12 protein-coding genes and 1 pseudogene are annotated in these 13,384 nt (G+C 71.5%); 5 read left to right on the forward strand and 8 right to left on the reverse strand.

The genetic code is table 11. The features are described from left to right. Nucleotides 1-21 precede the first annotated feature (21 nt). The 4 genes from aztB to aztD are packed head-to-tail and all read left to right on the forward strand — an operon-like array spanning nt 22 to nt 4,448. Nucleotides 22-1,020, forward strand: coding sequence for a zinc ABC transporter permease AztB (gene aztB, locus ITJ62_RS01265; protein ID WP_194599375.1), 999 nt, complete (start codon nt 22-24; stop codon nt 1,018-1,020). Then, nucleotides 912-2,237 (forward strand): hypothetical protein, encoded by a 1,326-nt coding sequence (locus tag ITJ62_RS01270; RefSeq protein ID WP_370581781.1) that lies wholly within the window; start codon nt 912-914, stop codon nt 2,235-2,237. The genes aztB and ITJ62_RS01270 overlap by 109 nt, the downstream gene beginning before the upstream one ends. Nucleotides 2,238-2,239: 2 nt before the next feature. Further along, entirely contained in the window at nt 2,240-3,172 is a 933-nt protein-coding gene (gene aztC, locus ITJ62_RS01275; protein ID WP_194599376.1) for a zinc ABC transporter substrate-binding protein AztC, read from the forward strand. A gap of 28 nt (nt 3,173-3,200) precedes the next feature. After that, a complete protein-coding gene (gene aztD, locus ITJ62_RS01280) occupies nt 3,201-4,448 on the forward strand; it encodes a zinc metallochaperone AztD (RefSeq protein WP_194599377.1) in 1,248 nt (415 codons plus the stop codon). Nucleotides 4,449-4,534: 86 nt separating this feature from the next. Here aztD and ITJ62_RS01285 read toward each other — a convergent pair whose 3' ends face one another. The 3 genes and pseudogenes from ITJ62_RS01285 to ITJ62_RS01295 all read right to left on the reverse strand — a co-directional run bounded on the left by ITJ62_RS01285 (nt 4,535) and on the right by ITJ62_RS01295 (nt 7,251). Further along, nucleotides 4,535-5,929, reverse strand: coding sequence for an FtsX-like permease family protein (locus ITJ62_RS01285; RefSeq protein ID WP_370581782.1), 1,395 nt, complete (start codon nt 5,927-5,929; stop codon nt 4,535-4,537). A gap of 227 nt (nt 5,930-6,156) precedes the next feature. Beyond that, nucleotides 6,157-6,834, reverse strand: a pseudogene (locus ITJ62_RS01290) (ABC transporter ATP-binding protein); the annotation flags it as partial. A gap of 102 nt (nt 6,835-6,936) precedes the next feature. Next, nucleotides 6,937-7,251, reverse strand: coding sequence for a hypothetical protein (locus ITJ62_RS01295; RefSeq protein ID WP_121291565.1), 315 nt, complete (start codon nt 7,249-7,251; stop codon nt 6,937-6,939). A gap of 127 nt (nt 7,252-7,378) precedes the next feature. On the opposite strand from ITJ62_RS01295, the gene ITJ62_RS01300 reads away from it, so the two are divergent. Beyond that, nucleotides 7,379-8,533: an AI-2E family transporter gene (locus ITJ62_RS01300; protein WP_194599379.1), complete on the forward strand. Its 1,155-nt coding sequence runs from the start codon at nt 7,379-7,381 to the stop codon at nt 8,531-8,533. A 5-nt stretch (nt 8,534-8,538) separates the two neighbouring features. On the opposite strand, the gene ITJ62_RS01305 is transcribed toward ITJ62_RS01300, so the two are convergent. The 5 genes from ITJ62_RS01305 to ITJ62_RS01325 form a co-directional block, all read right to left on the reverse strand. Continuing rightward, entirely contained in the window at nt 8,539-9,636 is a 1,098-nt protein-coding gene (locus ITJ62_RS01305) for an ABC transporter ATP-binding protein (RefSeq protein ID WP_194599380.1), read from the reverse strand. Next, nucleotides 9,633-10,445, reverse strand: coding sequence for an ABC transporter permease (locus ITJ62_RS01310; RefSeq protein WP_085512186.1), 813 nt, complete (start codon nt 10,443-10,445; stop codon nt 9,633-9,635). The genes ITJ62_RS01305 and ITJ62_RS01310 overlap by 4 nt, the downstream gene beginning before the upstream one ends. After that, entirely contained in the window at nt 10,442-11,410 is a 969-nt protein-coding gene (locus tag ITJ62_RS01315; protein ID WP_228497765.1) for an ABC transporter permease subunit, read from the reverse strand. The genes ITJ62_RS01310 and ITJ62_RS01315 overlap by 4 nt, the downstream gene beginning before the upstream one ends. Beyond that, on the reverse strand, nt 11,410-12,519 hold the full coding sequence (locus ITJ62_RS01320) for an ABC transporter substrate-binding protein (RefSeq protein WP_159880163.1): 1,110 nt from the start codon (nt 12,517-12,519) through the stop codon (nt 11,410-11,412). Before ITJ62_RS01320 ends, ITJ62_RS01315 begins: the two co-directional genes overlap by 1 nt. Nucleotides 12,520-12,749: 230 nt before the next feature. Further along, nucleotides 12,750-13,382, reverse strand: a complete 633-nt coding sequence (locus ITJ62_RS01325; RefSeq protein WP_194599381.1) for a GNAT family N-acetyltransferase — start codon at nt 13,380-13,382, stop codon at nt 12,750-12,752. Nucleotides 13,383-13,384: the final 2 nt, after the last annotated feature.

The following is a 13,384-nucleotide window of genomic DNA, read 5'->3' on the forward strand; positions in this document are numbered from 1 at the left end:
TTTCATGTAGAGTGCTCGACCATGACCTGGATCACCGAGCCGTTCACCGCGGCCTTCCTCCTGCGCGCCCTCGTCGGCGGTCTGCTGGTGGCGGCCGTGTGCGGCGTCGTCGGCACCTGGGTCGTCCTCCGCGGCCTCGCGTTCCTCGGGGAGGCGATGGCCCACGGCATGCTGCCCGGCGTCGCCACCGCGGCACTCCTCGGCCTGCCGCCGGTCGCCGGCGCGGCCGTCAGCGCGGTCGTCATGACCGCGGGCGTCAGCCTCGTCTCGCGGCGCGGCAGGCTGTCCCACGACACCTCGATCGGTCTCCTCTTCGTCGGCATGCTGGCCCTCGGGGTCATCATCGTGTCGTCGAGCAGATCGTTCGCCACGGACCTCACGGCGATCCTCTTCGGCGACATCCTCGCCATCCGGCCCGCGGACCTGGTGGGCCTCGCCATCGCCCTCCTCGTCACCGTGGGCGTCGCGGTCGCCTTCCATCGCCCGTTCGTCGCGCTCGCCTTCGACCGCCGGGTCGCTCAGACCATGGGCCTCCGGCCGCGACTCGCCCACGCGATGCTCGTCGGCCTCGTGACGCTCGCGGTCGTCGCCTCGTACAGCGCCGTCGGCACCCTGCTCGTCGTGGCCCTCCTCCTCGGGCCGGCCGTCGCCGCGGCCCACTGGGCGCGTCGCATCCCGCTCATCATGCTGCTCGCCACGGGTTTCGGCGGCCTGGCCGTGCTGCTCGGCCTGCTCCTCTCCTGGTACGGCGACACCGCGGCCGGAGCGTCCATCGCCGCCTGCTCGATCCTGCTCGCCACGGTGTCGTGGGGCGCCCGGGCGCTCGTCGGACGGCTCCGGCGGCCCACCGACCGCCATCTCGACCACCCCGACGACCACCTCACCGAACCGACCCACCTGGAAAGCGCACCGTGCACCGAATCCTCCGACCGACCATCCGACCAGGCGGCATCCGCCCGACCGACGACCGGCTCCCCCGCGCCACACGCACCGCGCTCGCTCTCGGCGCCCTCGCACTGACGCTCAGCGCCTGCGCGACGCAGGGGTCGGCATCACCCACCGCGACGGCCTCGGACGAACCTCGCGGACACGGCTACGTCGAGGGCGCGAGTGAGCTCCCCGAGCCGCAACTGCACCTCGCGACCGCCGATGTCGACGGCACCGTCGAGCTGACCGACCTGCTCAGCGAGGAGCGCGCGAGGCTCGCCGAGCTCGGCCCGATCTCGGCGCTCACGGGCGACGGCCGGTTCGTCGCCGCGCAGTCCGAGCCCGCCGGCACCGTGACGATCATCGACACCGGCGTGTGGACGGTCGACCACGAGGACCACCAGCACTACTACCGCGCCGAGGCGCGGGTCGTCGGCGAGATCGAGGGCGACGGACCAGCGACGATCACCGCCGGTTCGACGACCACCGCCGTGCGGTTCGCCGGCTCGGGCGAGACACTCCTCCTCGACACCGCCGCACTCGGCACGGGCGACATCACGCAGTCCGGTCGGATCCGGACCTCGCCCGGTGCTCCCGGAATCACCGTGCCGATCGGTGAGACGGTCGTCGCGACCGACGGGACCGGCAAGCTGCATCTCCACGGCATCGACGGCGACCTCCTCGACCCCTCGTCGGCGTCCGTGACCGCTGCCGACGCCGTGCTCGCCGGGTGCACCGATCCGGCCGGCAGCATCACGACCAACGTCGGCGTCGTCATCGGCTGCGCGGAGGGTGCGCTCCTCGCCGTCGTCGACCGTGGTTCGAGCGACGCCGACCCGGTGCCCACGTTCGAGGCGATCCCCTATCCGCAGGCTGTCGCCGCCGCCGACCGCGCGACGTCCTTCCATGCGCGTCCGGGCCGTCCGACGGTCGCCGCCGTCGCCGGCACCTCCGGCGCCTGGCTGCTCGACACCCGCGAGCGCAGCTGGGCGCTGCTGCCGACCCCTGCACCCCTGCAGCTGGTCACCGCCGTCGACGACCGCGACCAGCACGTCGTCGGCCTCACGACGACCGGCGACCTCCTCGTCCTCGACGGTGCCACCGGCGCCGTGACGGGGACCGCGTCCGCGCTCGTCAGCGCAGCCGACCTCGCCACCGGCGTCCAGCTGGAGGTCGATCAGAACCGCGCCTACCTGAACACCCCGGGCACCCGCACCGTCTCCGAGATCGACTACGGCGACGCCGCGCGGATCGCCCGCACCTTCACCTTCGACACGGCACCGGCGTTCCTCGCCGAGACGGGACGCTGACCATGCGAGCGACCATCCCCCGCACGACCGCCCTCCTGCGCACGACCGCGGTCCTCGCGACCGGCCTCGTGCTGGGGACCGGTCTGACGAGCTGTGCGGCGAGCGCCGACGACCGCCCGCTCGTCGTGGTGACCACGAACATCCTCGGCGACGTCGTCGGTGGACTCGTCGGTGACCAGGCCGAGGTCATGACCCTCATGCCGCCCGACGCCGATCCGCACTCCTTCGAGATCTCCGCGCGGCAGGCGGCGCGCATCACCGGTGCGCAGCTGCTCGTGTCGAACGGCCTGGGACTCGAGGAGGGACTCACCCAGCACTTGGAGACCGCGGCCGACGAGGGGGTGCCGATCGTCGAGGCCGGCTCGCTCGTCGACGCCCTCGAGACCGCGTCGGGCGCGACCGATCCGCACTTCTGGACCGACCCGACGCAGATGACGTCGGTCGTGGACGGGGTCACCGAGGCGTTGCTCGAGGAGATCCCCACGCTCGACGCGGCCGAGCTGCAGGCGAACGCCGCCACGTACACGGCCGAGCTCGAGGCGCTCGACGCCGAGATGGCCGACGCGTTCGCCGCCATCCCGGCCGAGCAGCGGAAGCTCGTCACCAACCATCACGTGTTCGGGTATCTCGCCGCCCGCTACGACTTCCAGGTCATCGGCGCCGTCATCCCGAGCGGCACCACCCTCGCGGCCCCCAGCGCCTCGGACCTCGACGAACTGTCGACCGCGATCGAGGAGGCCGGCGTCCGGACGATCTTCGCCGACTCCTCGCAACCCGATCGGCTCGTGCAGGTGCTCGCCGACGAGGCGGACGTCGACGTCGCCGTCGTCCCGTTGTTCACCGAGTCGTTGACCGCCGAGTCGGGCGACGCCCCCACCTACCTCACCATGATGCGCGCGAACACCGAGCGCATCGCCACCGGACTCTCGCCCTGAGCGGGCGTCCACGAACCGATAGGAAACCATGCAGCAGCACCACCGCAGTCCCCTGGCTCCGCGCCTGAAGCGCGGCCGGGCCCCGTTCCTCGCCGTCGGCACCGCCGCGGCCCTCCTCCTCACCGGATGCTCGACCGCGAGCGGCTCCGCGCCCGACGCGACTGCGTCGACCTCCGCCGACCCGCAGAGTCGGATCACCCTGACCTACGACGGCGGCCTCCTCGTCCTCGACGCCGCCTCCCTCGAGGTGGTCGGCGACCTCCCCCTCGACGGCTTCAACCGGGTGAACGCCGCCGGCGACGGGCGGCACGTGCTCGTCACCACGACGAAGGGCTTCCAGGTCCTCGACACCGGGACGTGGACGGACGAGGACGGCACCTCGAAGCAGGCCGACCCGGTCCTGACCGACCTCGTCTTCCCCGCCGACACCGCGGGCCACGTCGTCCGTCACGCCGACAAGACCGTCCTGTTCGCCGACGGCTCCGGCGACACGACGATCTTCGACAGCACTGACCTCCTCGAAGCCACCGACGAGCTGCCCGAGACCGAGACGATCCCGTCGGAGGCCGCGCACCACGGTGTCGCCATCGAGCTCGAGGACGGCACCGTGCTGTCCACGATCGGCACCCCGGACGCCCGGACCGGTGTCCGCGTGCTCGACGACTCGCGCACCGAGATCGCCCGCAACGAGCAGTGCCCGTCGGTGCACGGTGAAGGCACCGTCAAGGACGAGGTCGTCGTGTTCGGCTGCAGCGACGGCGTGCTCGTCTACGACAGCGGCGTCTTCACGAAGATCCAGGCGCCGGACGCCTACGGCCGAACCGGGAACCAGTACGTCAGCGAGACGTCCTCCATCGCGGTCGGCGACTACAACAGCGACCCCGATGCCGAGGGCTACGACCTCCGCCAGCTCGCGTTCACCGACACGGTCGCGAAGACGACGAAGATCGTCGACCTGCCGGAGGGCGTCGGCTACACCTGGCGCGACGTCGCCCGAGGGCCGAACGACGAGGTCATCGTGCTCGGCAACGACGGGTCGCTGCACATCCTCGATGAGCAGACGGGTGCCGTCACCGACACCATCGAGGTCATCGACGCCTGGGAGCCGCCGGCCGAGTGGCAGGACGCCCACCCGGCGCTCGTCGTCCAGGACGGTGTCGCCTACGTGACCGACCCGGCGACGAAGTCGATCCACGCCGTGGATCTCGCGTCGGGCGACATCACGACGGGTGAGCTGCCCGGCGTCCCGAACGAGATCGCGGTCGTCACGGGCTGACCCGACCGCACCGAGAGCGCCCGTTCCGTCCTCCCCGCGTCATGCAGGGGGACGGAACGGGCACGTTCGTCGTGTGGGCCGGGCGGTCAGACGCGCTCGGGCGCTCGGAGCACCCCGGAGACGACCGGACGGGTCGCGCGCAGGGCAGCCCACACGAGCCCGATACCTCCGGCGAAACACCCGACGATGACGAGGACCGACAGCGGAGCGAGGATGACGCTGATGCTGGCCATCGGCAGGACGAGCAGGACGCCGAGCCCGGCCGAGCCCAGTGCGACCACCCGCAGGGGCAGCATGACCGCCCGACCACGAGCCCGTTCCATGACGTCCCGCGGCACCCCCAGGCGGTCGAGGCTGACGTACAGGTCGCGTCGGTCGAGGACCGCCGACGCCTGGTTCACCCCGACGGAGCACGCGACCATGAGGAACGACGCGACGAGCGTGATGATCACGCCGGTGCGGATGTCGTCGATGAGGATGGCGCTCTCGCGATCGAGGTCGGAGCCGCCGGCGGCGTCCATGAGCGCCACACCGGTGCCCGCGACCACCGCGACGAAGCTCGTCATCGCGACCCCGCTGACCTGACGCCACGCCGCCTTCGGCGACTCCAGGATCGTGCGGGCAGCGAGCAGTCGCTCCGGCGTCTTGGCGCGCTTGGCCGACCCACGGCCGATCACCCCGACCACCCAGGGGCCGATCAACCCGAGCACCCCGACGCCGGCGGCGAACCCCACCCCGAGCACGGCGACGATGGCCGCGACCTCCTGCAGCCCCGTCACGACGGAGAGCATGCCGTAGGCGACGATCACGACGACGGCACCGACGACGATGCGGAGCCAGTGCACGGTCGGCGCCTGCTGTTTCGTGCGGACGCCGAGCGGACTCACGTTCACCGCGCGGAGCCCGATGGCGGCACTCGCTGCTGCGAGCAGCACGACACCGAGGACCACCGCGGCGATGATCGGGACACCGACCCAGACGCCCTCGACCCCGATCGGGGAACCGCCGAACGGGATGAACCCGACGAGCGGTAGCATGCCGAGGTACAGCAGGATCCCGGCGAACGCTCCGAGGAGGGCGACCCCGGCCGACTCGAGGACGGTCATCGCCGTGACCGTGCCGGGTGTCGCGCCGAGGAGTCGGAGGGTGGCGAGGCGGTCGTCGCGGCGCCGGGCGGAGAGCCGCGCGGCCGCCCCGCCGAGCGAGCCGAGCGGGACGAGCAGCAGGGCCAGTGCCAGCACACTGAGCACCTGGTAGATGAAGGCCGTCTCACCGGTCCACCGCCAGAACATCATCGCGCCGCCGAGCACCGTGAGTACCAGTGCGGTGGTCACGGCGAACGCGACCGCCGGGAGCACGATCGTCGCAGGGCTCTGCGCGCCGGGGCGGGCGAGCATCCAGGTGAGACGGACGATGGGACTCCGACCGCTGCCGGCGGGGACCGGGATCCGGGTCGGTGCGACCCCGAGTGCGGCGGTCACGGTCGGGCTCCGTTCTGGACGACGCCGGTCGCCTGACCCGGGTAGGCCTGCGGCGGGTACGGCTGCGCAGCGGGCTGGGCGTACGGCTGCTGCGGGAACGGCTGCCCGGCGGGCTGCTGCTGATACGGGGGCTGCTGCGGCGGGTACGGCTGCTGCACCTGCTGCGGCACGGGTGCCTGTCCGGTCGCGAACTGCTGCGTCGGGGTCGGCGCGCCGACCCCGCCCGGCTGCCCGACGATCCGACCGTCGGCCAGGCGGACGATCCGCGAGCACCGGGCGGCGACCGTCTCGTCGTGCGTCACGAGGACGAGCGTGCGTCCCTGCCCGGTCGTCGCGTGGAGCAGGGCTCCCATGACGTCGGCCGAGGTCCGGGAGTCGAGCGCGCCGGTCGGCTCGTCGGCGAAGACGATCGGGGCACCGGTCACCTGGGCGCGGGCGATCGCGACGCGCTGCGCCTGACCACCGCTCAGTTCGCCGATCCGTCGGGTCTCCATGCCTGCCAGTCCGAGGGCGGCGAGCCACGCCGCCGCGCTCGTTTCAGCGGCGATCCGCGGTGTCCCGCCGAGCATCAGTGCGATGGCGACGTTCTCGACGGCGGTCAGCTCGGGGATGAGCAGGCCCTGCTGGAAGACGAAGCCGAAGGACTCGCGCCGCAGTTGCGAGCGGTGGCGTTCGTCGAGCTGGTCGACGCGGACGACACCCGTCGGGGTGTTGAAGGCGATCGAGCCGGTGTCGGGGGTGACGATCCCGGCGAGCGCATGCATGAGCGTGGTCTTGCCGGAGCCGGAGGCACCCATGATGGCGACCGACTCACCGGGGAGGATGTCGAGGTCGACGCCGGCGAGGGCGACGGTCGGCCCGTACTGTTTCGTGAGTCCGCGAGCGGAGAGGATCGAAGTGTTCATGCTCCCATCGTCGGCGGCAGGTGTCCCTCGGCGCGTCGGCCGGGCGATGCAAGCTCCGCCGCCCGGGTCATCCGCGAGGTGGACCCGACGTGGACCTCGCGGTCAGTTGCCGCGGCGGCGGTACTGGGCGAAGACCGCCGCGTCGGCTGCCCAGCCCGCGCCGAGGAACCGGAGGCCTGTTCCGGCGTCGGTCCCGTCGGTTCCGGCCGCGGGCGCCTGCGCCGGCTCGACCGAGGCGGTGAGGTCGACCCCGGCAGCGCCCGCGGCGACGTGTGCAGTTGCGCTGACGCGCTCGGCGACCACTCCCTGCTCCGCGGCCTCGTCGCGCCGGCTCGGCATCGGCTCCGTCAGCGGGACCGCCCGCAGCGGTGCGGTGACCCGGGTGTGGACGGCGTGCGAGCGGGTGATCGATGACATGTTCCCATCGTCCTGAACCCGAGCACCCGGCACATCCCGCAGTCGGGTGATCCTGCAGGACCCTGTCTCATCCTCCGGTACCACGACCGCTGTCGGGCAAACGGGCGGTGGGCAATACGCTTGCGGCATGACGAGTGCACCCCATCGCCACCAGCCGCTCCGTCCGGCGGCGCGTCAGCAGCGGGTCCGGTTCCGCGCCCAGCGCCCCGCCGAGGTGACGACCACCGTCAGGACGACCCTCCAGCGCCCCTTCGCGATCGGCTTCGTCGGAGCACTCGGCGCCCTCGCGGCCATCCTGCTCGTCCTCACCCTCGGCTCACTGTCGACCATCCTCGTCTCCATCGCGGTCGGCCTCTTCATCGCGCTCGGCCTCGACCCGGTCGTCGTCCGGCTCGAGGCACGCGGCATCAAGCGCCCGTTCGCGATCGCGATCGTCTTCGCCGTCTTCGCCGTCCTGCTCGCGCTCCTCCTGGCCCTCGTCATCCCCGTCGTCACCCGGCAGGCCGTCGAGCTCGTGAGCAACGCCCCGACCTTCCTGACCGGCATCCAGGACCAGGAGTGGTTCCGGTCCCTGAGCGACTACCTCGGTCCGGGCGTCGACCTCCAGGGCGCGCTCGACTGGCTCTACGGGGTGGCCGCCGACCCGAAGACGTGGGTCGTCCTGGCCGGCGGCGCCCTCAACCTCGGCGTCGGCATCGCGAACGGCTTCTTCGGCGGCTTCATCGCCCTCGTCCTCGCGCTCTACTTCCTCGCGTCCATGCAGGCGATGAAGAGCGCGTTCTACTCCCTCGTGCCCCGTCGCTCCCGGCCGCGCGTCGTGTCGATCACCGACCAGATCACCGCCTCGATCGGCGGGTACGTGAGCGGCATGGTGGTGCTGGCCGGGATCAACGCCGTCCTCGGGCTCATCATGATGCTCATCGTCGGGGTGCCGTACGCCGGGATCCTCGCCGTCGTCATCTTCTTCGTGACGCTCATCCCGCTCGTCGGCTCGATCATCGCGACCGTCGTCGTCGCGACCGTCGGGCTGTTCGACTCACCGACGACGGCCCTCATCGTCATCGTCTACTACCTGGTCTACATGCAGATCGAGTCGTACGTGCTGACCCCGCGGGTCATGAACAAGGCGGTCGCGGTGCCCGGCGCCCTCGTCGTCATCGGCGCGATGGTCGGCGGTTCGCTCATCGGGCTGCTCGGCGCCCTCGTCTCCATCCCGGTGACGGCGTCGATCCTGCTGATCATCAAGCAGGTCGTCGTGCCACGGCAGAACGCGAAGGCGTAGCCCCCTCAGGCCGTCTGCACCGGGACAGGACGACCGGCGAAGCGGATGCGGACGGACTCCCCCGCCTCCAGTCGTTCCGTCGCACCGTGCTGCACCGCGACCAGCGTGCCGTCCGGCAGCTCGACGGTCGTCCGACGCACCGGGCCGAGGAAGCTGGACGTGAGCACGACCGCAGCGGACCCGACCGCGGGCTCCGTCGCGTCGGTGAACACGACGTCCTCAGGCCGGACGAGCGCGACGACGGCCCCGTCCCCCGGCTGCTCGCCGATCACCGGCAGCACCTGCCCGAGCACCTCGATGCCACCGGGCACGAGCTCCCCCGGGATCCGGTTGCTCAGGCCGATGAACTCCGCGACGAACGGCGACGACGGCCGCGAGTAGAGCTCCTCCGGCGTCCCGATCTGCTCGATGACGCCGGCACGCATGACGGCGACCCGGTCGGCGACGGCGAGCGCCTCCTCCTGGTCGTGCGTGACGAAGAGGGTCGTGATCTGCAGCTCCGACTGGATCCGACGGATCTCGTCGCGCAGCTGGACGCGCACCTTGGCGTCGAGGGCGCTGAGCGGCTCGTCGAGGAGGAGGACCCGAGGACGCGTGACCAACGCCCGGGCGAGGGCGACGCGCTGCTGCTGCCCGCCCGAGAGCTGGTGGGCGTAGCGGGTTGCGAGGTGGCCGAGGCCGACGAGGTCGAGGCTCTCGGCGGCACGCGTCCGTCGCTCGGCCGCGGGTACCTTCCGCATGCGCAGGCCGAACTCGACGTTCTCGAGCACCGTGAGGTGTGGGAACAGCGAGTACGACTGGAACACCATGCCGAGGTCGCGCCGGTTGGTGGGCACGGACACGACGTCGACGCCGTCGATGAGCACGCTCCCCGAGGTGATGTCCTCGAGTCCCGCCAGGCTGCGGAGCGCGGTCGTCTTCCCGCACCCCGACGGCCCCAGCAGCGCGACGAACTCACCGGGCGCGAGGTCGAGGCTCACGCCGTCGAGGGCGCGGGCACCCGAGCCGTAGTCCTTCACGACGCGATCGAACCGCACCGCTGCGCCGGCCGGGCGTCCGTCTCCGGGCGTCGCTGCGGGTGCCGACTGGTCGATGGTGGTCATGGTGTCTCCCTGATGCGTCGGATCGATCCGACGCGGCCGATGATGAACAGCAGGACGAAGGCGAAGGCGAGCGCCAGCAGGGCGAAGGCCACCGCGACGAAGGGGTCGCTCTTCGACACCTGCACGAGCGAGGTCTGCAGCGTGTTGCGTCCGAGGAGCGAGGCGATCGTGTACTCACCGAGGACGACGGCGACCGAGATGACCGACGCCGTCAGCACGCCGCGACGCAGGTTGGGCAGCAGGACGCGGACGAGGACGGTCCCCCAGCCGGCGCCGAGCGTGCGCGCGGCCTCGGCGAGGGTGCCGACGTCGACCGACTGCAGGTTCGCGGCGATCGCCCGGTAGGCGTACGGCAGCACCGTGATCCCGTACGCGAACGCGAGCGTCCACGGCGCGCTGCCGAGCAGCCTGGCGACGACCGAGTAGACCGGTGCGAGTCCGACGACGAGCACGATGGCCGGGACGGTGATCGGGATGATGCAGACGAACTCGAGGACGCGCTGCAGCTTCGGGAAGCGGAGCTTCACGAGGATCATCGTCGGCAGCAGGAGCACCACGACGATCAGCACGGTCACCGCGGCGAGCACGACGGAGTTGCCGATGCCCTGGAAGAGCACCCGGTACTTCCGCGAGTTCTCCGGGTCGAGGATCGCGGCCCAGTGGCCGAGGTCGTGGCCGCCGTCGATCCCGGCGCGCAGGGTGAACTCGACCATCGACAGGATCGGGACGGCGAACACCACCGCGACGACGACGAGGATGATGCGGCTCGTGAGCTTCGACGGCGTGGCCGAGTCGCGGACGGCGCTCATCGTTGCCACCGTTCCGTCCGCGCCTGGAGGGCGGAGTAGGCCGTCATCATGACGACCATCACGACGATCATCCCGATCGCGAGCGAACCGGCGAGGTTCTCCCGGCCGAGGACGGTCTCGCTGATGAGGGCACCGCGGATCTGCAGCGGCACGATCTGCGCCCCCTGGCTGATGAGCGCGGCGGCGGTCGCATAGCTCGAGAACGCGTTCGCGAACAACAGCAGGAGCGACCCGAGGAAGGAGGGGGCGAGGATCGGCATCGCGATCCGGGTCCAGTAGGTGAAGCGGGTGCCGCCGAGGGTCGCGTTCGCCTCGGACCAGGTCCGCTTCAACCCCTCCATCGCGGGCATGAGGGTGATGACCATGAGCGGCACCTGGAAGTACAGGTACGGCAGCAGGAGGCCGGGGACCTGGTAGAGCCAGACGCCGTCGGCGAAGAGGTCGACCCCGAGGCGGTCCTTGAGGAACACCGTCACGAGGCCCTGGATGCCGATGGTCGCGATGAAGGCGAAGGCGAGCATGACGCCACCGAACTGGGCGAGGACGCTCGAGGCCGCGTCGACGAAGGTGCGGATGAGCCCGTCGGGTCGGACCGCGAGGAGCGCGTAGCAGACGAGGGCGCCGATGACGGCTCCGGCGACCGCGGTGACGGCGGAGACCCAGAAGGAGCTGGCGAAGGCCCCGAGGACCGCCGGTTCGGCGAGCGCCGTGAGGTTGTCGAGCGTGAACGCGCCGTCGCCGTCGAAGAACCCGGTGGCGAGGGCGAGGAACGTCGGAACCGCGAGGAAGAGCAGAGCGTACAGGGCGAACGGCGTCAGGCCGAGGAGTGCCCAGCGCGGACGGCGGCGTGCGCGCGCCGTGGCGGGTTCGGCCGGAGCGTCCGATGCGTCGGTCGGCGGGAGCGAGACGGCGGGGCCGGCGTGTGCCGACCCCGCCTCACTCCGCCGGGTGGCGGAGGCACTCATCAGGAGATCGCTGCCGCCCACTTCTCGGCGAGCAGCGAGGTGGCCTGCTCGGTCTGCTCGGGCGTGAACTGCACGAGGTCGGCGGGCATCTCGCCCACGGCGTCGAGGGCCTTCTGGTCGACGGTGTCGGCCTCGACCATCGCGGCGAGGGTCGACGGGTACGCGCCGGCGGCGAGGTACAGGTTCTGCGCCTCGGGGCTGAAGATGAACTCCTGCCAGAGTCGCGCGGCCGCGGGGTGCGGGGCGTCCACGTTGATGGCCTGGTTGTAGTAGCTGCCGACGGCCGAGCCCGGGAGGACGGTGGTCTTCCAGTTGCGCTGGCCCTCGTTCTCGGTCGCGGCGGCGAGGTTGTTGTAGCTCCAGTCGATCACGACGGGGGTCTCACCCGAGGCGATGGTCGCGGGGGTCGGGTCGAGGGGCAGGAAGTTGCCCGCCTGGTTGAGCTTCTGGAAGAAGTCGACACCGGGCTGGATGTCGTCGGCCGAACCACCGGACTGCAGGGCGGCGAGGTAGACGCCGGCTGCGGCGGCACCGGCCTGGGTCGGGTCGCCGTTCAGCGCGACCTTGCCCGCGAACTCGGAGCCGAGGAGGTCGTCGAGCGACTTCGGTGCCGGGACGGCGTCCGCGTCGTAGCCGATGGAGACGAGGCCGGTGTAGTCGTAGACCCACAGGCCGGTCTTCTCCTTCGAGCCCTCCGGGATGTCGTCCCAGTTGGCGACCTGGTACGGCGCGAACTGGTCGAGGTTGTCGAGGGCGACGGCGGAGCCGAGGTCGAAGACGTCGGGAGCGGTGTCCTGGCCCTTCTGGTTCTTGGCAGCGGTGATCTCCTCGGCGCTCGAGACGTCGGGGTCGGCCGAGTTGACGGTGATGTCGTACTTGTCCTCGAACGCGGAGATGATCTTCCCGTAGTTCGCCCAGGTGTCGGGGAGGGCGATGACGTTCAGCTGGCCCTCGGCCTTCGCCGCCTCGACGAGCGCGTCCATCCCGCCGAAGTCCTCGGCGGAGGTCGCCTGCTTGGCGTCGACGTCGGAGCCGGCTCCGGTGTCCGCTCCGGCGGAGCATGCGGTGAGCGCGGTCGCTGCGAGCGCGACGATGGCGAGGGCGGTCATACGCCTGGTGTTCACGGTTCCTCCAGTGACGTCGGCGGCCGCCCGTGCTGTCGGGCCGTCGGATACCGCGTCCGTCGTCTGGAGGACAAGCTAGGGTCGCGACGTAGCGCGATCGGGGCCTGCCGGTGTCGCGCAGGTGAACAGTGCCCTTCGACAAGCTCAGGGACCGGGCGGGAGGCTCAGGGACCGGGCGGGGGCTGAGGGACCGGGCGGGGGGCTCCGCGGCCGCGTCAGCCGCGGAGGGCGACGGGGCCGGGGCTCCTGGCGAGGCGCTCCTCGAGACCGGACCGGACCTCCGGCCACTCCTCGGCGATCACGGAGAACAGCGCGGTGGTCCGCCACGTGCCGTCCGCCCGCTGCTTGTCCCGGCGGATGAGGCCCTCGAACGTGGCCCCGAGGCGCAGGATCGCGCTGCGTGAGCGCTCATTGCGCTCGTCGGCCTGGATCTTCACCCGGCCGAAGCCCGCGTCGAAGGCGAGTCCGAGCAGCAGCAGCTTTGTCTCGGCGTTGACGGCGGTGCCCCAGACGCGCGGGTCGTACGCGGTCCAACCGAGGTGGGCGGCCTCCCCCGGCTCGTCGAAGTCGCCGAGCGTGGACGTGCCGACGAGGAGCCCGTCGTGTTCGCCGCCGACGAGCCGGATGACGTAGGTGTTGCGCACGCCGGTCGTGAAGTAGGCGTCGGCGAAGGCGTCGAACTCGGCCTGCGTCGCCGGCAACCCCGCAGGCCCGCCGCCGTAGCCGCCGGCGAACACCTCCGGGTGCGCGATCGCCGTGAACAGCTCCGGATAGTGCGCGCGGTCCAGCGGTTCGAGGCGGATGGTCCGGCCGTCGATGGGGCGGGGCTCAGGGCGTCGTGCGGTCACCG

It is taken from the genome of Plantibacter sp. VKM Ac-2876 (genome assembly GCF_015350715.1).
GTDB classification, from domain to species: domain Bacteria; phylum Actinomycetota; class Actinomycetes; order Actinomycetales; family Microbacteriaceae; genus Plantibacter; species Plantibacter auratus.